This is a genomic window from Acinetobacter sp. LCT-H3 (genome assembly GCF_001866125.1).
GTDB lineage: Bacteria > Pseudomonadota > Gammaproteobacteria > Pseudomonadales > Moraxellaceae > Acinetobacter > Acinetobacter schindleri.
The window spans coordinates 31,070-51,120 of record NZ_MODX01000017.1 but is presented as its reverse complement, the minus strand read 5'-3'; the positions used below and the strand labels follow the sequence as shown (position 1 = coordinate 51,120).

Sequence of the window (20,051 nt, the reverse complement as noted above, 5' to 3'; positions counted from 1 at the left end):
ATTAAGTTAAAAAATTGTGCCCAACCATCCCGTGACAGTTAGGCAATACCATTAATGCTTTTCGCTTGCCATGCTCAAGTATACGATAGTCAGCATCATGAAAATGAATGCCTGTAGCGTAATAACAAGAATGTGGAAGATCGCCCAAGGCACAGATAACGCCCACTGGATCCAGAACGGTAATAACGCGATAAGAATGAAGATTAACTCACCCGCATACATGTTACCGAACAGTCGTAGAGCCAATGAAACTGGACGTGCAAGGAAGGTTACCAATTCAAGAATCAAGTTCACTGGAATGAGTAACGCTTTTGCAACTGGGTTACTTGGGTTAAATGGGTTAAGTGCAAGCTCACCAACGAAACCGCCAATGCCTTTCTCACGAATACTGTAGAACAAGATAAGCGCAAATACAGACAATGACATACCAAGGGTAATGTTAGGGTCAGTAGATGGAACGATCTTGAAGTAAACGTGGTGCGGATCAATACCAAGAAGGCTACCAATCACGTGTTGAGCGATATAAGGAATCCAGTCAACAGGGATCAAGTCCATCAAGTTCATGAGGAAAATCCACACGAAGATGGTTAGCGCTAGTGGAGCGATCAAACGCGATTTTCCGTGGAAAGTATCGCGTACACTTGAGTCAACAAACTCGATAATCATTTCGATTGCAGACTGGAACTTGGTAGGAACACCAGAGTTTGCAGCTTTCGCTACGATCCAGAACATGAAACAGAAAAGAATACCAAGGCCGATTGACCAACCCATTGAATCCAAGTGAATAGCAGTGAACCCCATCTGTTGAGCTTCAGCACCATTCTCGGCCAATTTCCATGTACCGTCCGGCATTTTGCCATAGGTCATGTTGGTCAAGTGGTGCTTGATGTACTCGGTCGAAGTAAGGGCATGTTCTTCAGCAGCCATAAATCACACCTGGTCAATGTCAAAAACTAATGAAACTTACGAATATCGCGTGCTGCTTGATATCTCGCTTATTTCTGAAAAAACTTTTCAATTTTTGCTGCGCTTAAACTCGTCTTTGTAGACGTGACACCCAAAACGGAGCGACCCACGACATGGCTTGAACGAGTATAAAACCACAAAACAATGCAACCGGGGATAACGGCTTGACATTGCTTAAAATCAAAATGAATCCAACAATCACAATTGCAAACTTACCGAGCATGCCCCTATACATGTTCGATAGAACTTGTTTGGAAGCTCGCGCGCCCGCAGCACGAAACGACTGCCAGCTAAAGTAGCAGGTCGCCAGCCAACATACGAATGCACCCAAGGCTGCACTCAAGGCTGCGGTTGTGTCCTTCAGAACCCAACCTAACAACGCTGAAACGGGTATCATTACTGCTTGCAAGATGACTAAAGCTTTCGCTAATCGTCGGTCAATCAAGCGACTAGTTCGGCTCATTATTTATTCACTCACAGCAAGCATGCTTGACAAGTTTAGCTGATGATTATTTTTAATCGCAGGCATTATAGAGTTACACCCCTTAACATGCAATCTTTTCCCGAGCTTAGCTTCGAAAAATTCGATGGTTCAATCGTTTCTAAACTAAGCAAAACTCGATCACTTTTTAATCATTATCGAGAATTTAACACACATTTGTTCGTTTGATCAGCTAATTGTTGCCAGCCTTGGATAAAGTCCCCTGCCCCACTCATGCTTTCGTCTACATGCTGGAAAACTACCGGGTTCAGTTTTCTGTACTGATTGGCATTGGCATGTCCCTCAGCCAGCAGACACATTTTGGTCTGTACGCGGGCGTCCTGCAGGTACTTGATCTGTGCAACCGTTGGTGACACATGCGGATCATCGGTGAGTGCACCCATAAATTTCAGGTTTAGCGGACGTTCCAGATACTGATAGGCATCATGATATGACCAATAGGGGCGTGGTTTAGAAGTTGAATGATAACGTTGTGCTGTCGTCAGCATATTTTGTGCAAAAGCACGTGCATTTTTCCAGTAAGTTTCACGGTACTGTGGCATTTGCTGTGAACGCAGCGCAGCAATAAAGAAACCGATGCGAACTGCATTATTTGGGTCCAGCCAGACATGTGTATCAACCGTATTTTTTAATGCTTCACCACGCGGATTACGCATTGGTAAAGGATTAATAATGCTGGAATCCAGAATTGCGATACTTTTATTACTTTCTTCGAGTACTTTTGCTAAAGGCGCTTCATGGGCCTGTCCCAGCCAGATCACCAGCCCCGCATCCTGAATGGTTTTACGGTGTGCCGGGGTCAGGCTGACATCATGTCCAGTCTGATTGGCCAATAATAAGGTTGGCTGTTCTACCCCTTGAGTAATTTTTTTGGCAATCAGGTAAATCGGATGCGTAGAAACCACCAGACTTTGTGACCAACTTAAGGTACTCAATAAAGCCAGGGCACAGAACGCAAAGAAACGGGACATGGGTGAAAATCGCGGTAAAAACACTAAGTGTTATAATATAACAAATTTGCAAAAATACCTATGCCTAATCGAAACTGACAACGCTTCATGATAAGATTTAAAATTCTTTTAATTTCAGTTTCGCACTTGAGGTGAACTATGGGTTCCTGTTCGCACGAACACCACAACGCATTGCACGGCGTACACGATCATCCGAACGTGGAACAACGCCTGGCTGAAGCGGAAAGCCTGTGTGCAGCAACTGGTGCGCGACTTACGCCTTTGCGTAAGGAAGTCCTCGAACTGATTTTAAATGCTTCAGGCCCCATGGGCGCCTATGACCTGCTGGCCAAGATTAAAAATAATAGTGATCGTCCTGCGGCACCACCCACAGTATACCGCACGCTCGACTTTTTATTAGAAAAAGGTTTTATTCACCGTCTGACTTCTATTAATGCCTATATTCCATGCTGTCATCCACGTGAAGGGCACCAAGCAGCTTTCCTGATTTGTACTGAATGTAAAGCCGTAAAAGAAGCATCTGCACAAGGATTACTGGATCAGCTCGACGCATTGGCAAGCTCAGATGATTTTAGTGCCCATCACAGCATCATTGAGATTTCAGGAATCTGTCAGCAGTGTCGCAACAAAACCTAACTCCCGTACCGCTGATTCAACTTTCTAAAATTTGGGTCAATATCGATGAGCGGGACATCTTAAAAGCCATTGACTTCTCTTTGCAGGAGAAAGAGATTGTCACACTCATTGGTCCAAATGGTGCCGGCAAGTCGACTTTAATTAAAGTTATGCTCGGAATTGTGAAACCGCAATCCGGTGAGATTAATACGGCGCGCAAGCTTAAATTTTCTTATGTACCACAAAAATTCAATCCTTCGCATAGCTTGCCGCTACGGGTAAAAGACTTATTGGCTCTCGAGAAATGTCCTTCAGCTATTAAAGCTGAAATCATCCGTGATACCGGTATTGCCAAGCTGGAAAATTCTAAAGTTCAACAGCTTTCTGGCGGTGAGCGTCAACGTGTATTATTAGCACGCGCTTTACTACGCCAGCCGGATATCCTGGTTCTAGACGAACCCATGCAAGGTCTGGATATCCAATCTGAAGCCGAGCTGTATGAATATGTGCGTAGCCTGCCAGACAAATATGGCTGTGCCATTTTAATGGTCTCACATGACCTGCAATGGGTGATGCAAGGCACGCATCGTGTGGTTTGTCTGAATAAACATATTTGCTGTAGCGGATTACCGGAAAGTGTGCAGCAGCATCCAGAATATCAGGCGATCTTTGGCACCAATCGGGTGTTCTACCAGCATCATCATGATCACTGTGCCCATGGCGACTCTGCAGCACCCTGTCAGCACGATACACGACCGCATATTCACCCCGAGCCGGAAGCTTAAGCCATGATGGACTGGTTACAACTGCTTTTACCTGCATGGATCATGGGAACACTATTGGTATTTCTGACTGCTCCGCTGGGCTGTCTGATGCTATGGCGTCGTATGTCTTTCTTTGCTGATACCATGGCACATGGCACTTTATTGGGTGTTGCCATTGCTGGTGCCATGAGTCTACCGCTGTGGATCGGTGTGACCTTTATTGCCCTGTTGCTGGTGGCTATTTTATGGGTGCTGTATGATCCTCGCTTACCGAACGATGCTTTGCTTGCCCTCTGCTCCGCCACCCTGCTCTGCTCAGGCTTATTGTTCATTCAGCATTTACCGAGTTTAAGACCAGAACTGCTGAGTTATCTGTTCGGTGATTTGCTGACGATTTCCTGGAATGATTTACCCACTTTTGCTGTGGTGATTATTGTTGCACTGGCTGTGATTTATAAAAGCTGGCAGGCACAGATCCAAATTGCCATTGATCCTGATATGGCGATCAGCGAAGGTGTGAATGCCAACTTACAACGCCTGATCTTTATGTTGTTACTGGCCCTATTCACCGTATTGGCACTTCGAGCAGTAGGTTCACTTCTAATGGGAGCCCTGCTGGTCATTCCGGCACTGACGGCTCGCTTGCTGGCGAACTCACCAAGACAAATGGTGATCTGGGCCTTCGTGATTGCTCAGATTGGGGTAACAGTTGGTCTCTGGTCAAGTGCAGGCCTCAATACTTCGACAGGTCTAACCATTGTCCTGACCATGTCAGTGCTGTTTGCCCTGATCTTCTGTATACAGAAGTTTAAGAAAATGAGTTAAGTCATGCAGAGCAAACGCTATTTGATTAGTGCCTGTTTGCTCGGTCATAAAGTCCGTTACGATGGACAGGATTGTCTGCTCAAGGAACTGTTGCAACATCTGCTATCTGATCAATATGTCAGTCTTTGCCCTGAAGTCAGTGGTGGCTTAGCCATCCCCCGCCCGCCTGCCGAGATTCAATCTGGGAATGGTCACGATGTAATGCTGCGCCACGCTCATGTTATCGATATAAATGGTACAGATATTTCAGAGACTTTTATTCAAGGTGCCTATGCTGCTTTAGATCTTGCCCGAAGATTTCAAGTGACACATGCCATCCTCAAAGCCAATAGCCCATCTTGTGGCAGTGACCTGATTTATGATGGATCATTTACTGGAACAAAAATTCAAGGCCAAGGCGTCACTGCTGCCCTGTTGCAACAACACGGCATCATTGTGATGACCGAACAAGATTTTTTGAAACAGCTAAAAGTTCGACCTGAGTAAGCTCACCCCCCTATTCAAAATGGCAAACATAATCCACAACTTCCCGGCATAACAGTTTAAACCGACTATGTTTAGGTACATAGAAAGATTGCCCTGGTACATAACGCTGATAATGCGCATCCTCACCGATCTGCACCAGACATTCACCGGAAATAATTTCCAGACGTTCTGCCACAGCAGTTTCAAACACGATCGGCTGTTCTGTCGGCAGGAACACACCTAAAGTTTTTTGAGTGCCATCCGGCAACTGAATGCAATGACTGATACAACAGCCATATTCGTGGATGGTTGGTTTTTTAATAATAGACACGCAGTCGAATTGACCAGACATAGGAATACCTCTTTTATTATTTTTATGTTTTATATTCAAAAGCTAGCGACATCACATTGTTTTTATTTTTGTGTAATGCACCTTTATGTTTAAGCCTGATGCACCAAACTGAGCAAGGTTGCAGCGCAGGCAAACAGCACGGCAAAGCTGCGATTTAATATTTTTTGTTGCTTTGCTGATGTCAATAATCTTAAAACTTTTGCTGCCAATCCGGTATAACCCGCCATCACAATCAGATCAATGGTGACCATGGTTGCTGCCATAATCACGTACTGAATCCACTGAGGTTTGGACAGATCCAGAAACTGTGGCAATACCGCAAGCAGGAACACAATTGCCTTTGGATTACTCATATTCACAAGAAAACCATGCAGCACCAATTTCCCCGCTGACTTACGGGTTAACTCATGCTGAATCTCAATCGACTGCATCGGCGCAGTCCACTGTAAATATGCTAGATAGAGCAGATAGCCCACACCGAACCATTTCACCAGCAGAAATGCCCAAGGTGATGTCGCAAACAGTACCCCTGCCCCGGCAGCGACAATGGCGATTTGAACCAGTAAAGCCAGCTGCAAGCCTAAAGCATTCCAGTAGCCATGTCGAAAACCGTAATTCAGGCCACTCGACATCGAAGCAATGGCGCCCGCACCCGGGGAAATGCTAATCACCCAACAGGCCAGCATGTAGGCAAACCAAACTTGATAGGACATGAATCTGCTCGATAGAAAACTTGAAGCGTATTATATGACTTTTCAAATATATTCAGATCAAAATCTCGCTAAAATTTAATCTGAATACTATTCACCCTGTATGGCTTCAGGCACAATAGTTCGATTAAATACAGGAATTTTTATTACAGGAGCCATGAATGACAGCCCAATCTGTAATTTTGCCATTACCTTCAGATCATGCTCGTTTTATTGTTTTACGTCTTAAAGATCTCAGCATTGAAGATTTTAAAGAGCAATTAGAACAATTATTTACGACACGTGATCGTCTGATTACTCAACATCCTAATGCGCAAATTAAAACAGGCGTGGCTTTTGGTCCTGAACTGTGGGCGAAACTTTATGACCAAGCTCCTGTAGGCTTTAAACAACTCGAGCCGATTCAAGGTTCATTTGATATGCCAGTTATTCCTGCGGATGTACTGATTCATATTGCTAGCGCACGTGCTGATATCTGCTTTGCTTTAAGTCAGGCTTTCTTTGAAGGAATTCGCGATCAAGTTGAAGTGCTGGATGAACGTGTCTGCTTCCGCTATTTTGATGGACGTGATATTACCGGCTTCATCGATGGTACTGAAAACCCGCAATTCCCGGATGATCGCGCTGAAGTCGCTTTAGTCGGTGAAGATGCCGGTATTTTCCAGGATGGTTCATTTATTTTTGCACAGCGTTATGCGCATAATCTGGAAAAATGGAAAAAGCTAAAAGTTGATGCCCAAGAGCAAGTGATGGGTCGTACCAAGCTTGAATCAATTGAGCTCGATGATGATGTAAAACCTGCCAATGCACACGTTGCTCGTACAGTAGTTGAAGACGAGGAAGGTGAAGAAATGGAAATTTTACGTCACTCCCTGCCTTATGGTGATGGTCGGGGTGACCAAGGCCTGTTCTTCATTGCCTATACCAAAGATTTAAACATTATTGATGCCATGTTAGAGCGTATGTTCGGTACGTCTGGCGATGGAATCCATGACCGCTTGCTCCACTTCGTGACTCCAATGGATGGTGCGTATTACTTTGCACCGAGTGAAGAGTTGCTGGAAGAGGTTTTGCAAGGGTAAAATTTATAAGGTCGGTGATTGCTACATTCTCCATAATGTAGCAATCTAAAATTATTTTTCAAGAAAATTTCTATAATTAATATTTTCACACCCTAGAGTAAATGTTAAACACTTTAAATCTGAATCTAAAATCAATTTATAGTCATTAATTTTCCTATCACTTCCTCTAATATTTGCATTATATAAATATTTTTTCTCTTCTTTAATATAAGAAAAATTATCACCAGCCAATATACTCCCATAATCACTTTCTAAATTAGTAGATGAAGAATTTACCACTGGAGCTTCAATGACTAAATTTGACAACTTATTATATATAAAAAAATTAGATATAAATTTTTTATAAGGTCTTTTCACATAATCTAATTCACTAAATTCCCTTATCCGAAAGGCAACTATTTTTTTATCTTGATAAAGTATTTTTAAATCTACAGTTGATTTCAAAGGCACAGTACTTTGATATAAAATATATTCTTTTTGATTATTTAAAACCTCGATGCCATAACTCTTAAGAATGTAGTCTCCACCAGAATATTTTTTGTTTTTATCCCCATAATCGACCAAACTTAATTTAAAATTTTTATCTAATTGAGAGAATCTACCAAATTGATCCAGAAATAAAACTGGTTCTTTAATTTGGGTAGCACTTTGCTGATAATCATTCCAATCTATATTTTTTGCGTGACATGATAGTGAAAAGAAGCTACTGCTAATTATTACTATAGATTTAAGTATTTTCATATTTTAAGTGCCTAAATCAATTTGGTTATAAAAAAAGGAATAGGGTCAAATCTTCCTTGCAAGCCTGTACCGAGCAATGCTGAACTCCTTGCCTCGAAATGCAAATGTCCCCCTTTTGATATAGTAGTCATTCCCCTAGCATTTCCAGTAGAACCCGTTTTACCTAAAATTGTCTTAGCATCAACAACATCTCCTTTTTCAACATCTATGGTAGATAGATGTGCATAAAAAAAATAAATTGAATGGCTGTTTGTAATATTTCTTGATGCATAAGTTTTTTGCTTTTCAGGCAAGTCATCAATGTTTACTTCTAATACTATAATTTTCCCATATGCCTTTCCACTATCTGTTGCAATAGCAATAACTCCACTACATACCGCAAAAATATTTGTACCGGAATCAGCAGCTAAATCTATACCTTGATGGTTTCTAGTACCTCCATTTCTAACTTTCCCGAAAGTAGCACTTTTTACATTAGCTAGACCAGCAACTCTTAACTGGTTTATTGCTAAAGGATCTACCCACATTCCACTGCCTCCAACAATTTTATTTTCTTGTATTTGGATACTTGGTGTTGGTGTTGGTGTTGGTGTTGGTGTTGGTGAAGAAGTTTGCCCCAATAAAATTTTAATTGTTTCATCTAAAGATAAATTTATTCCAGAAGTTTTAGATTTATCCAATACATAATCATAAATATTAATATGTGCATCGATGTATGCTCTTAGCCATATTCCATAAGCAACTCTTGCATCGTTGTTATATCTTTTCAAATAATCTAAAGCACTTTGTTTACCCTTATTTCCAAATTGTGCAAGCAATAACATTTTTGCTCTTTCTGGGGAAAAACTATTATTTATGAATGATCTCGCACCTCCAGCTCCTTCATGATGTAATAGATAAGCAAATTTAGCTATTGAGCTCGGCTCTGTTAATTTTTGATAAGGTAATTTTGACCATTTAAAATTTATAACTGCATAAGCAGCTGCTGCATCAATCGAAAACTCAGAGTTGAATCTTAGATTTAAAAGTTGCTCCTCAGTAAGATATTTATTTTTTGAAGCATATTGCCCTATTAAAGATTCTTGGTTTTTACAAAGTTCAAGCCAAGTACCTTTAAGAAATTGTGTTAATCCTGCGGCATTTGTAGTGGTATTAAAACTTTTGGAATCCCATTCCCCATTACTTTTTTTTGCAGCTTCAGCGTGAATTAAAGCTGCTAAACTATGTGGAGTAAATCCATGACGTTTCGAAGCATCTATAACAAATTTTCTATATTTATTATTTACTGTATTGAGTATGAAGTTCTCTTCTGTAAATTGGCTTGCAATTATATGGGTACTATTACCTGAATCAGTCCTTTTTTGACTATTTACTGGCTCAGGTAAAATTATAGATGGTTGACTAGTATCTATCTTTTCATTTATCCCTTTTACGATAGGATCTGCTAAATTTTTTAAGGATTTTTTGATTTCCTCTATTGTCTGTTGAACTATACCCGATTGAGGATAGTGATTGCCGGAGACTTTCATTTGCCTTGAAGTCAACCTTAAAACTTTTTTCCCTATTGGTAAAGTTTTATGATTAGCTATTAAATCAAAATTACTTTTTATATTTTTGTAATAAACTTTTAAACCTTTTGAATGATCTAAGATTTCAATATCATTAATTACACCATCTTTAAAATTTATTTCTTTTGATTTACCATCATATTCTAGTTTTACAATTCCTTTTGAAATAGGTTTAAAAGATAAATCTAATAATATAATTTTTAAAATTAATTCAGCTTCAATCTCATTGATCTCATCAATATATATTTTTTGACCTACTTGTATTTTATGAATAGAAGAACCATTCAACTTATTAATTTTAGCTAATTTTTGTACTGTAATATTAAATTTTTTTGAGATACCCCACAATGTATCTCCTTTTTTTACAATATAATAATTCACAGAGAACACCTTTATAATTATTGAATGTCTTCAATCTGAATTCCATGCTCACCCACATCAAATTCATCTTCTAAATCTTTAGTATCTAAATCTTCAAAAATATTTGACCATTGCTTAAACCCTACTAATGCTTCATAAGCAACCCATTCTTGAGAAATAGATAATTGCGTTTTACCATTAGAATCAGTTTTACCTTCCCATAAAATTTCCTTATTTTCAGGTATGAACATAGTTACTTCAGCACCTTCAATTCCACTACCACCTAAACTATTAAATAAAAAATCTACAGCGTATGGTCCAGATTTAGGCAATTCAGGAATCTCATAAATAGTTTTGGCTCCTTCTTTAAATATATGCTTCCCAGCCTTACACTCAAACTTCCCACTTGTAGTACTAAATACTCCCTGTCCATTAATCTTTAACTGAGATCCGCCCGCAGTCAGTACAATTTCTTTAGGACTTATAATTTCAATCTGATCTTCAGTCGAAATAATTTTGATTTGTTTGCGAGCAATAGCTTCAATTGCATCATCTTGTGCTTGAAGCTCAATTTTGCCTTTTGCCGCAATGGCTCTGAATCCTTTTTGCGCTGCAAACAGGCTAATCCTGTCCTGAGCATGGGCAATTAAAGATTTCTGGGTTGAAAAATTGATGCTATCCGCGGCACTGTGGTTAATCTGTTTATCAGCCGATAAGTGCAAATCTTCATTCGTTAAAAGTGCAATCGAATTGGGTGCACAAAGTACCATTAGCGCCTGTTTAAAGGTTTCAGCCGTACTTTGATCCTGCTGTTCAATTTGGTTCAGAAAATTTGTCAGATGATCAAGTGCCTCTAAAGGATCAGTTTGCTGGTTTTTAGCAACGTCACTTAAGGCCTTACTATCATTAAAACTTGATTCAAGCTGGCTTTTAGCCGGGCTACTATTTAAGTGGTTGGCATTAGCATTTTCCTGTTTATGTGTTGAAAGCAGCAGGCCAGCCCCCGCCCTCAATGCTCCCCACTGATCCGTCCTAAGCTCAAACCCTTCACCACGCCCATCACTCACTTCATCTTCTTTAGGGTGGCTTAGGTTTCCTAAATTTAGTTGGCTAGCCCCATGACTACTTTGTAGCTGTACACTAATCTGTCCGGTCGTATCATCAAACCGAAGCTGGTTAAAACCTTCCCCATTTACTTCCTGAGAGCGGATACCGCTCAGTTTTTTGGTTAATGGCAGTTTGCCTTTGACATCAAACATCGTCTGATGCCGTTCAGCTTCATGAATACGACCCACCACAAATGGCCGGTCGACATCTCCCTCAAAGAAATCAATGACGACGATTTCCCCGATACGTGGATGGAATCTTGCTCCATAACCTTCACCTGCCCATGGTGTCAACACATCTACCCAAGCCGAGTCACTATCATTATCATTGGCGCCAGCGCCACCATCATGTTGATGGTCATCACTGCGGGTAAACAGGAAACGAACCTTGGCCCGCCCCCATTCATCCACATAAATACTTTCACCTTCAGGTCCAACTACTTTCGCTCGTTGTGGATGGGCCATAGGCCGATGCTGTAATGGATGATATTCAGGTACGACTGGAATATGACGACGAACCAAATACAATTCATTACTCTGTCTTTCATCATCTAATACTTTCCAGCGGCTGGACTGTATTAAATGATCCAGCTGCAGCAAAATATCTTTGGGTAAATTATTCTGGTTATAGAAGTGTTTGCCCAAAATTAAAAATTCACGCTCATTAGCTGGATGTTGATCTATTTCAGGATGATCATGTAATTCAAACCAGTACCCAACTTGTACATCACGCACACTACTACTGGCCTTAAAATATTTAGACTGCAAGGCATGGGACTGGTTTAGCTGCTGGCTGAGTTGATCCAGTTGAGCAGAACTGGCTGAAGTCGTCTGATCTTCTCCATTCAGGTCGCTGATCCAGGCCGGGCTAATGGTCCAGACATCTTCAAGATTCAGGCTTTGATTATCCTGTACTTCACTATGCTGATGGCTACTGAGCAGTAGCTGACTTTCACTCTGAGCCAGTTGATCCGCCTGCCAGCGCTGGGTTTGTACTAGGGTTGGATTTAAAGAGCGCTCTGCCAATAGACCAGTAATCGTGTCAAACGGTTCGGTGGCATGGCTACGATGAAAACGGATACTACGGCGCTTTAAAGCCTGAAAATGCGGCTGGTCATCAATCAAACGTAGAATTTGTGGCTGAATGGTCTGAGCTGAAACGGGGACCATGATTTCCTTTTCATCGATCAGCCAGTTAACGCCTTCACTACGCCATAAGCGGGTCAGAAACTCATAATCCGTTTCATTTGACTGCATCACAAAAGGTCGAACATCGTAGTCCCGTGACAAGGCAGAAACATCCAGGCTCAATCGTGCTGCAAATAAGGAGCTGCGAGCCTGCCATTCTTTAAATAAAATTTCACTAATATCCCGAACACTTTTATTCATAAACACACGACTATTGCGGCGTTTATGCCATAAGGAAGTTGCATCCTGCAGGGTCAGTTTATACAGCGTCAAAGCTCCGTCGCTTTGTCCCTGGCTTGCTGCTGTAATCAAACCTGTCGTTCGAAATAATTCTCCACGGTCAGTCACTTGATCAACTGCAACCTGACAGCCAATAAATTGTTTTAAAGCGAGATTTGCATTGGTTGAAAGGCAGATCAGTTCTGCCTGTAAACCCTCATTAATCTGATGATGACCTTCAATGCGCTGAATAAAAACCTGTGTATTTAAAACCTGATTAGAAAACTGGATATGTAGGGCTCGTTTTTGCAGATTAAGCCCAAGAGTCTCAAGGATGGTATGAATATTGTTTAGCATCTTATAGTTATTTTTAAGGAGTATTATGCAGCTGATTTTATGAAAATTGCCCCCTATACGTCCATCATGCTTCTTATTTCACATGATTTAACCATTAATTTATTACTCATCAGCTCTTTTATTGAGGTTTTAATCTTTTAATGTTTTATTGACAAAATGACTAATGATTTCTGTTATTTGTGCTCACAGAGCAGAATCGTTACTGCTACACTTTATGCTTATATCAATCAAAAGAGCGTTGTGACATGCTTGATCTCCAGTCCAAACTGCCTGAATTGGGCGTGACGATTTTCAGTACCATGTCTGCCCTTGCTCAGCAACTCGGGGCACTGAATCTTTCACAGGGTTTTCCCGATTTCCCTGCACCACCCGATTTGATTGAAGCTTTAGGACGAGCAAGCACATCCGGTTTTAACCAGTATGCACCTGGAGATGGTTTACCGTTATTACGCTCTTTGGTCGCTGATTTATATTTACAGCGTGATCAATTATCACTAGATCCCGCTCAGGAAATTACCATTACACCTGGCGCAACGATTGCAATCTTCTGCGCAATTCAGGCTGTAGTGCGTGCAGGTGAAGAAGTCATTATTTTTGACCCGAGTTATGACAGTTATGCGCCGACGGTACAGGTTTTAGGTGCTAAACCGATTCATCTCGCACTCCAGCATCCGGATTTTTCAGTGAACTGGAACCAGGTCAAGGATGCGATTAATGATCGCACCCGCATGATTATTGTAAATACCCCGCATAATCCTACTGGAAGTGTCTGGTCTAAAGCGGATTGGCAACAGCTGATTGAACTGATCCGTGAACGCAATATTGTGGTGCTCTCTGATGAAGTTTATGAACATCTGGTCTTTGATGATGTACAACATTATTCAGCACTTTCCTTCCCGGAATTACGTGAACGCAGTTTTGTGATTGGTTCCTTTGGCAAAACCTTCCATGTCACCGGCTGGAAAACCGGCTTCTGTGTAGCTACCCCGGCCTTAATGAAATTGTTCCGTCAGGTATACCAATTTGCCAGCTTTTGTGGTGTAAAACCTGTACAAGTGGCACTGGCCGAATATTTACAACAGCATCCTGAGCATATTCTCCAGCTGTCGGCCTTCTATCAGGCCAAACGGGATTTGTTTAATTCATCCATTCAGAATTCACGTTTTCAGTGGACACCTTCACAGGGGACTTACTTCCAGAATCTGGATTACAGCGAAATTCGACCAGATTTAGAGGATGTTGCTATGTGTCAGTATCTAGCCCATCAACATGGGATCGTGGCGATTCCAGTATCAGTATTTTATAAACAGCCACCAAAAGATTTACGTTTGCTGCGTTTCTGTTTTGCCAAAAAAGAACAAACCTTGCTGCAAGCGGGCGAAATTCTTTCCAAAGTTTGATTTAAATATTTAAACACTTACATAGCTTCAGCCTTAGTTACCTAAAAGCTAAGGCTATTTTTCTGCAAATTTCCGATAATTATTTTTTTCTCCCTTTCTAATAATCAAGAACAGGATGTCTTATGGCACAGCAAGCATTGGTTCAACAGCAAAATCTATGGAAAACATTTTTTATTTTCCTGTTGCCGCTGGTTGTGACCAATATCCTGCAAAGTTTGTCCGGTACGATTAATACGATTTTTGTGGGGCAAATGCTGGGCGTACATGCCATTGCTGCAGTTGCGGTTTTTTTCCCAATTCTGTTCTGCTTGATGGCTTTTGTAATTGGCTTGTCCGCAGGTTCAACCGTTTTAGTAGGACAGGCTTGGGGAGCAAAAAATCTGGAAAAAGTCCGCTGTGTTATTGGTTCTACCCTGTTTATGACCCTAATTGGCGGTAGCCTGATTGCATTTTTTGGGGTGATTTTTGCAGAGAAGATCCTGCTGCTGCTTGGAACCGATCCCGATGTGATGCATCTGTCTCTGCCTTATGTGCAATGGATGCTTGCTGGTAGCCCGCTGATTTTTATTTATATTATTTATACTTCAATTCTGCGTGGTGTGGGTGACAGCACGACGGCCTTATTTGCCTCTGCCCTGACGATTGGAGTTGGTCTGGTGGTGACACCTGTTCTGATTGCCGGTTATTTCGGTTTCCCGAAAATGGGGATTATCTCGCCTGCTATTGCAACTATTCTTGGTAACATAGCAGTCCTGTTATTTTTAGCCCTATATTTAAATTATAAACAACATCCACTTAAGCTAGATTGGGCTTTACTAAAGCATATCCGTCATCATCCCGGCTTAAGCAAAATTATTCTGCGCTTGGGCATTCCTACCGGTGTTCAGATGATTACTACTTCCGCTGCAGGTTTGGTGATTGTCGGCCTGGTCAACCGTTATGGTGCGGAAGCCACAGCAGCTTATGGTGCAGTAAATCAGGTGCTGAATTATATCCAGTTCCCTGCACTTTCCATCGCGATTGCTGCTTCCGTTTTTGGTGCCCAAGCGATTGGTGCTGGTAAAAATGACTTACTCAATAAAGTGACGCGCACCGCCCTGAGTATGAATATCTTGTTTACCGGTAGTCTGGTAGTGTTGGCCTATCTGTTCTCGAAATATCTGATGGCTCTATTTATTACTGATCCGCAAGTGGTGGTGTTGGGTCAGCAGCTGCTATTTATCGTGCTTTGGTCAATTCTGTTCTTTGGTGCCAGTGCGATTTTTGCTTCGATTATGCGAGCCAGCGGTACAGTGACCGTACCGATGATTATCAATATTATCGCCATCATCGCAATTGAAGTTCCGGCAGCTTATCTATTCAGCCATTGGTGGGGGCTGCAAGGCATCTGGTATGGCTATGCTTTGGCTTTTGTCTGCCTGTGTATCATGCAAGGCTTGTATTACCAGTTTGTCTGGAAAAAGAAAACCATTGAAGCACTGATTTAACAGTAGCTTAAGTATGTATAAATTTAAAACTTATCTATTTTTGAAGTAAATACATCTCATCTTTATGCTTATTCCATATTCATTATAAGGATTTAATTTTATCATATTTTTAAACTCGCTTATTCCTTGTTATAAACCTGGTGAAATACAGGATAACAGCAGGATTTCAGCATGGCCCAACGATAAATTAAACTGGGTGCCTTCATTCCAACGACATCGCAACATGCAGCAGGTTGGCGGCATCCAGCGTCCCGGCCCCAAGAGCATTTAAGCCTTGATTATGCAATTGAACTAGCAAAGACTGCTGAACGTGGCCTGTTTGATGCTTATTTTCTTGCCGATGGTTTGGCTGTTAATTGGAGTCATGGCGCTTCTAAGCATAATAAAAATGTAGGTTATAGTGACAAAGTTGTTGGGTTTGAACCCGTGACCTTATTTGCAGCTATTTCAGCAGTCACCAAAAATATTGGCTTTATTGCTACTGCATCAACCACCTATGAAGAACCCTATCTATTAGCACGTAAATATGCCTCTTTAAACCATATCAGTAAGGGACACGCTGCATGGAATGTTGTGACGACTATCTCTGCTGAAACTGCGCGTAACTTTGGTTTTAGTTCACATCCAGATACCAAAGTCCGTTATGAACGTGCGGATGAATTTATTGAAGTCGTGCAGAAACTTTGGGATTCCTGGGAAGATGATGCCTTCCTCTACGATAAAGAAAGTGGTCATTTTTTTGAGGCCGCTAAACAGCATGAACCGCTTCATCAAGGAAAATATTTTAATGTCCAAGGCGCACTGAATGTCTCTCGTCCACCACAAGGCTATCCGGTGATTGTGCAGGCAGGTCAGTCTGAAGATGGGCGTGAACTGGCAGCGAAATATGCCGAAGTGATTTTCACAGCCCAACAAAGTTTCACGGATGCACAGGCTTTCTACCGTGATGTTAAAGGCCGCTTAGCTAAATATGGTCGTCATGCGGTGACTTAAAAGTGATGCCAGGCGTATCGGTATTTGTCGCCAAGACCGAACACGAAGCCAAAGAAAAATATGCATTGCTCAATAGCCTGATCCACCCGGATGTCGGCTTGGGCTTACTTTCTGGTTTAGCCGGCGATATTGATCTTTCACACTATGATCTGGATGCCCCCCTTCCCCATAGAAGATATTAAGATCAAGTCCAGTCGTCAGCAAATGATGCTTGAGATTACAGCAAAGCATCACTTTAGTATTCGTCAGTTATACGAATATATTGCTTCTGCCCGTGGTCACTGGATATTGATTGGTACACCTGAACAGGTTGTCGATCAGTTACAGGAATGGTTCGAAAATGAAGCTGCAGACGGCTTCAATGTGTTACCACCAACAACACCTACCGGCCTGGATGACTTCGTCAATTTCATTGTACCGGAGCTGCAACGCCGCGGCCTGTTCCGGATTGAATATGAAGGCCATACTCTGCGTGAAAATCTGGGGCTGAAACGTCCAGTAAACCAGTATCTAGTGACTCAACCCAATACGGCTATAGCCTCTTAGATCAGTCTTTATAAAAAAGATTAGTTTGAATTACTATTTTATTTTCTGTGGAGGAGAGAAAGAAAAATTATTGCTAGTCTTTCATTTCTTAAATTTAGATATAAAAAGTCCGCAGAAGCGGACTTTAATTTCATAACTTTTAATAATTTAAGCTGATTTCTTAGATTTACCTAACTTAGTGGCAAAAGCTGTGACCTTCTGATACCCCGTTGGCAAAATACGTTGGATTAAATCAATCGCTTTGGCATCATTACCAATCAATAAACGGCGTTTGTCTTTTTGAATGGCCTCCAAAATCTGACGCGCTGCTTCTTCAGGCGGACAACGCAATAATTTATTGAAGCTACGCGCAGACTTTTCAGGGCTCATCCCTAAAGCCCTGAGGCTGTCATTCATTTTTGCGGCATTGGCAATATTAGTACGAATTCCCCCCGGATGCACGCAGAGTGCGCTTACACCACAATTTTCAATATCCAGTTCTTGACGTAAAGACTCAGTAAAACCACGCACTGCAAACTTGGTGGCATTGTAGGCAGACTGGGTTGGCTGCGCAGTCAGTCCAAATAAACTCGAAATATTCACCACATGACCATCGCCGGTCTTTTTAATGCGTGGCAAGAATTCTTTGGTGCCATACACCACGCCCCAGAAGTTGATCCCCACGATCCACTCGAGTTCGTCATAAGATGCGCCTTCCACTGTTGACCCCAAAGCGACCCCAGCATTATTGAAGATCATGTTGATACTGCCATGCTCCTGCTCGACTTTTTCAGCCCAAGCACGGACTTCTTCCAAATTGGCAACGTTGACCTTGTCTAGGGTGGCACGCACGCCCATGTCTTTAATCAGTTCAAGTGTTTTAAGTAAACCTTGTTCATTCACATCACTTAATGCCAGATGACAGCCCTGTTTCGCCAAAAGTACAGCCAACTGCTGACCAATGCCCGAACCTGCACCGGTAATCGCTGCAACTTTATTATTAAAATTTTTCATAAGTTTCCCTTATTGATGAAACTGCCTGCCCAGACAGCATTTCTTGTTCTGTCGTGCTTCATGCAGCAATTCTCTTCAATATAGTTTTGACAATACTCATTGTCAATCATGATGACTTATCTGTTCAGGACAATCTAGGTTGGTGATCAAGAACATAGGTCTAAATGCAATTTATTGGTAAGATATTCAAAATTTCGGTGCTTATGAGCTTAATCATTCTATGACCAATTCGGCAATTCCTGTGGAAAAACAACAAAAAACGATGACAAAGGAACGTCAGTTTAAGGGACTGTCTATGGCTGAACGCCAGCAGGCACGCCGGGAAAAGCTGATTGAAGCTGGTATTCAAGCTTATGGCACGCATGGCTTTTTTTCTGTAACCGTCAAAGATATCTGTACTGAAGCCAAGCTGACCGAACGCTATTTCTATGAATCGTTTAAGAAAAGTGAGCATCTGTTTCAAACTATTTTTCTAAAACTGATTGATGAATTGCAGCAAAATGTCATGCAAGCCATGATGCAGGCTTCCTCTGATCCTAAAAAGATGATCGAAGCTGGTCTGACTGCCCTGCTCACTACATTGCGCGATAATCCACGTATGGCCCGGATCATTTATATCGATGCCATGCTGGTACAGGAACTGCATAATCAGGCCACCATTCACGAAACCATGGGCCGTTTTGATCGCATGATTCAGGCCTTTGTCATGCTGATGATGCCGAACCTGAGCCGTTCCGAACAGGAAATTTCTCTGGTATCCACGGGCTTAAATGGTTATGTCACCCAGATTGCCATTCGTTGGGTCATGAGCGGTTTTAAACAGTCCATGGAGGAGGTCTTGTCCTCGTGCAGTATTGTATTTTTGGCACTTTTTGAATCTTTTTCAGATAAGAAATAATGTTTAGCGCAATTATTTCTTAATTTATTTTCTATTTTTCAATCAATTGTTATTACAGATATTTTTCCTCTATCAAGCAACTTAAATTGTCACAAATCTTTGCGAAAGCAGGGCAAATATCCCTTTCTGCAATGATACTGTCATAATTAATCTTTGTAATAGGCTCGTCATAAATATAAAACGGTCCACCGTTGACTTATAGGAAATGCGCTGTGAAAGATGACTACATTTTAATCGTCGATGATGAGCTTCCAATTCGGGAAATGATCCATACGGCACTGGATATGGCTGGCTTCAATTGTTTAGAAGCAGAAGATGCCAAACAGGCTCATCAAATGATTGTGGATCAGCGTCCAGCCTTGATCCTGCTGGACTGGATGATGCCCGGTGGAGTGAGCGGTGTAGACTTATGCCGTCGCCTGAAACGCGATGAAACCCTGTTAGAAATTCCAGTCATTATGCTCACTGCACGAGGCGAAGAAGATCATAAGGTTCAAGGTCTGGATGCCGGTGCAGATGACTACATGACCAAGCCATTTTCTACCCGTGAACTGGTATCCCGTATTAAAGCCGTACTGCGCCGTACCAATAGCCTGAATGGTGAAAAAAGTATTGAAGCCAATGGCCTGTTACTTGATCCTGCAAGCCAGCGTGTCAGCTTTAATGATACTATTCTGGATATGGGGCCGACTGAATATCGCCTGCTGGCCTTCTTCATGACCCATCCAGAACGTGCCTATACCCGTGCCCAGCTCCTGGATCAGGTGTGGGGTGGCAATGTGTATATTGAAGACCGAACCATTGACGTGCATATCCGACGCCTGCGCAAAGTGCTGGAGCCATATGGCGCCGACCGTTTTGTACAGACTGTACGCGGAACCGGCTATCGCTTTTCGACCCGTATTGATGTTGCACTCGGCTAATTTGACTTAGGTAAATCCTG

General features: G+C 41.9%; 18 protein-coding genes and 1 pseudogene. 10 read left to right on the top strand and 9 right to left on the bottom strand.

From position 1 onward, the window contains the following. Window positions 1–51 precede the first annotated feature (51 nt). The 3 genes from atpB to BK820_RS10030 all read right to left on the bottom strand — a co-directional run bounded on the left by atpB (window position 52) and on the right by BK820_RS10030 (window position 2,439). Complete coding sequence (gene atpB, locus BK820_RS10040) at window positions 52–927, bottom strand: F0F1 ATP synthase subunit A (RefSeq protein ID WP_004814247.1); 876 nt, start codon at window positions 925–927, stop codon at window positions 52–54. A gap of 103 nt (window positions 928–1,030) precedes the next feature. Further along, the gene (locus BK820_RS10035) at window positions 1,031–1,429 is read right to left on the bottom strand and encodes an ATP synthase subunit I (RefSeq protein WP_004814246.1); all 399 of its coding nucleotides are present in this window, start codon (window positions 1,427–1,429) and stop codon (window positions 1,031–1,033) included. Between the two features lie 173 nt (window positions 1,430–1,602). After that, the gene (locus tag BK820_RS10030) at window positions 1,603–2,439 is read right to left on the bottom strand and encodes a metal ABC transporter solute-binding protein, Zn/Mn family (protein WP_071320824.1); all 837 of its coding nucleotides are present in this window, start codon (window positions 2,437–2,439) and stop codon (window positions 1,603–1,605) included. Between the two features lie 138 nt (window positions 2,440–2,577). Between BK820_RS10030 and BK820_RS10025 the strand changes: the two genes are divergently transcribed. Genes BK820_RS10025 through BK820_RS10010 form a run of 4 tightly spaced genes read left to right on the top strand, consistent with a single transcriptional unit; the run spans window position 2,578 to window position 5,129 of the window. Continuing rightward, a complete protein-coding gene (locus BK820_RS10025) occupies window positions 2,578–3,075 on the top strand; it encodes a transcriptional repressor (protein ID WP_071320823.1) in 498 nt (165 codons plus the stop codon). Next, window positions 3,057–3,839, top strand: coding sequence for a zinc ABC transporter ATP-binding protein ZnuC (gene znuC, locus BK820_RS10020; RefSeq protein ID WP_071320822.1), 783 nt, complete (start codon window positions 3,057–3,059; stop codon window positions 3,837–3,839). The genes BK820_RS10025 and znuC overlap by 19 nt, the downstream gene beginning before the upstream one ends. A 3-nt stretch (window positions 3,840–3,842) precedes the next feature. Continuing rightward, complete coding sequence (gene znuB / locus BK820_RS10015; RefSeq protein WP_071320821.1) at window positions 3,843–4,643, top strand: zinc ABC transporter permease subunit ZnuB; 801 nt, start codon at window positions 3,843–3,845, stop codon at window positions 4,641–4,643. Between the two features lie 3 nt (window positions 4,644–4,646). Then, a complete protein-coding gene (locus tag BK820_RS10010) occupies window positions 4,647–5,129 on the top strand; it encodes a 2-thiouracil desulfurase family protein (protein WP_071320820.1) in 483 nt (160 codons plus the stop codon). Window positions 5,130–5,139: 10 nt separating this feature from the next. Here BK820_RS10010 and BK820_RS10005 read toward each other — a convergent pair whose 3' ends face one another. Continuing rightward, on the bottom strand, window positions 5,140–5,460 hold the full coding sequence (locus tag BK820_RS10005; protein WP_004895307.1) for a pyrimidine/purine nucleoside phosphorylase: 321 nt from the start codon (window positions 5,458–5,460) through the stop codon (window positions 5,140–5,142). 89 nt (window positions 5,461–5,549) lie between these two features. Then, entirely contained in the window at window positions 5,550–6,173 is a 624-nt protein-coding gene (locus tag BK820_RS10000; protein ID WP_071320819.1) for a LysE family transporter, read from the bottom strand. Window positions 6,174–6,331: 158 nt separating this feature from the next. Between BK820_RS10000 and BK820_RS09995 the strand changes: the two genes are divergently transcribed. Further along, window positions 6,332–7,252 carry a Dyp-type peroxidase gene (locus BK820_RS09995; protein WP_071320818.1) on the top strand — a complete coding sequence of 307 codons (921 nt, stop codon included), beginning with the start codon at window positions 6,332–6,334 and terminating at the stop codon, window positions 7,250–7,252. Window positions 7,253–7,303: 51 nt separating this feature from the next. Here the strand turns inward: BK820_RS09995 and BK820_RS09990 are convergent, their stop codons facing one another. Genes BK820_RS09990 through BK820_RS09980 form a run of 3 tightly spaced genes read right to left on the bottom strand, consistent with a single transcriptional unit; the run spans window position 7,304 to window position 12,791 of the window. Continuing rightward, the gene (locus tag BK820_RS09990; RefSeq protein WP_071320817.1) at window positions 7,304–7,993 is read right to left on the bottom strand and encodes a hypothetical protein; all 690 of its coding nucleotides are present in this window, start codon (window positions 7,991–7,993) and stop codon (window positions 7,304–7,306) included. Between the two features lie 11 nt (window positions 7,994–8,004). After that, on the bottom strand, window positions 8,005–9,942 hold the full coding sequence (locus BK820_RS09985; RefSeq protein WP_071320816.1) for a peptidoglycan DD-metalloendopeptidase family protein: 1,938 nt from the start codon (window positions 9,940–9,942) through the stop codon (window positions 8,005–8,007). Between the two features lie 17 nt (window positions 9,943–9,959). Next, window positions 9,960–12,791 carry a type VI secretion system Vgr family protein gene (locus BK820_RS09980; RefSeq protein WP_071320815.1) on the bottom strand — a complete coding sequence of 944 codons (2,832 nt, stop codon included), beginning with the start codon at window positions 12,789–12,791 and terminating at the stop codon, window positions 9,960–9,962. A gap of 245 nt (window positions 12,792–13,036) precedes the next feature. Here BK820_RS09980 and BK820_RS09975 point away from each other — a divergent pair, with 245 nt between their 5' ends. The 3 genes and pseudogenes from BK820_RS09975 (at window position 13,037) to BK820_RS15825 (ending at window position 17,217) form a co-directional block, all read left to right on the top strand. Next, window positions 13,037–14,191, top strand: coding sequence for a methionine aminotransferase (locus tag BK820_RS09975; RefSeq protein ID WP_071320814.1), 1,155 nt, complete (start codon window positions 13,037–13,039; stop codon window positions 14,189–14,191). A 122-nt stretch (window positions 14,192–14,313) separates the two neighbouring features. Continuing rightward, on the top strand, window positions 14,314–15,678 hold the full coding sequence (locus BK820_RS09970; protein WP_004895320.1) for an MATE family efflux transporter: 1,365 nt from the start codon (window positions 14,314–14,316) through the stop codon (window positions 15,676–15,678). Window positions 15,679–15,864: 186 nt separating this feature from the next. After that, window positions 15,865–17,217, top strand: a pseudogene (locus tag BK820_RS15825) (LLM class flavin-dependent oxidoreductase). 147 nt (window positions 17,218–17,364) lie between these two features. Here the strand turns inward: BK820_RS15825 and BK820_RS09960 are convergent. Further along, entirely contained in the window at window positions 17,365–18,210 is an 846-nt protein-coding gene (locus tag BK820_RS09960) for an SDR family NAD(P)-dependent oxidoreductase (RefSeq protein WP_071320813.1), read from the bottom strand. Between the two features lie 220 nt (window positions 18,211–18,430). Between BK820_RS09960 and BK820_RS09955 the strand changes: the two genes are divergently transcribed. Continuing rightward, window positions 18,431–19,108, top strand: coding sequence for a TetR/AcrR family transcriptional regulator (locus BK820_RS09955; protein WP_004814212.1), 678 nt, complete (start codon window positions 18,431–18,433; stop codon window positions 19,106–19,108). A 212-nt stretch (window positions 19,109–19,320) separates the two neighbouring features. Then, entirely contained in the window at window positions 19,321–20,031 is a 711-nt protein-coding gene (gene phoB, locus BK820_RS09950) for a phosphate regulon transcriptional regulator PhoB (RefSeq protein ID WP_005220310.1), read from the top strand. Window positions 20,032–20,051: the final 20 nt, after the last annotated feature.

Bases quoted from the DNA above. Each gene is read 5' to 3' on its own strand.
- atpB (WP_004814247.1), bottom strand. From the start codon at position 927: ATGGCTGCTGAAGAACATGCCCTTACTTCGACCGAGTACATCAAGCAC.
- BK820_RS10035 (WP_004814246.1), bottom strand. From the start codon at position 1,429: ATGAGCCGAACTAGTCGCTTGATTGACCGACGATTAGCGAAAGCTTTA.
- BK820_RS10030 (WP_071320824.1), bottom strand. From the start codon at position 2,439: ATGTCCCGTTTCTTTGCGTTCTGTGCCCTGGCTTTATTGAGTACCTTA.
- BK820_RS10025 (WP_071320823.1), top strand. From the start codon at position 2,578: ATGGGTTCCTGTTCGCACGAACACCACAACGCATTGCACGGCGTACAC.
- znuB (WP_071320821.1), top strand. From the start codon at position 3,843: ATGATGGACTGGTTACAACTGCTTTTACCTGCATGGATCATGGGAACA.
- BK820_RS10010 (WP_071320820.1), top strand. From the start codon at position 4,647: ATGCAGAGCAAACGCTATTTGATTAGTGCCTGTTTGCTCGGTCATAAA.
- BK820_RS10005 (WP_004895307.1), bottom strand. From the start codon at position 5,460: ATGTCTGGTCAATTCGACTGCGTGTCTATTATTAAAAAACCAACCATC.
- BK820_RS10000 (WP_071320819.1), bottom strand. From the start codon at position 6,173: ATGTCCTATCAAGTTTGGTTTGCCTACATGCTGGCCTGTTGGGTGATT.
- BK820_RS09995 (WP_071320818.1), top strand. From the start codon at position 6,332: ATGACAGCCCAATCTGTAATTTTGCCATTACCTTCAGATCATGCTCGT.
- BK820_RS09990 (WP_071320817.1), bottom strand. From the start codon at position 7,993: ATGAAAATACTTAAATCTATAGTAATAATTAGCAGTAGCTTCTTTTCA.
- BK820_RS09980 (WP_071320815.1), bottom strand. From the start codon at position 12,791: ATGCTAAACAATATTCATACCATCCTTGAGACTCTTGGGCTTAATCTG.
- BK820_RS09975 (WP_071320814.1), top strand. From the start codon at position 13,037: ATGCTTGATCTCCAGTCCAAACTGCCTGAATTGGGCGTGACGATTTTC.
- BK820_RS09970 (WP_004895320.1), top strand. From the start codon at position 14,314: ATGGCACAGCAAGCATTGGTTCAACAGCAAAATCTATGGAAAACATTT.
- BK820_RS09960 (WP_071320813.1), bottom strand. From the start codon at position 18,210: ATGAAAAATTTTAATAATAAAGTTGCAGCGATTACCGGTGCAGGTTCG.
- BK820_RS09955 (WP_004814212.1), top strand. From the start codon at position 18,431: ATGACCAATTCGGCAATTCCTGTGGAAAAACAACAAAAAACGATGACA.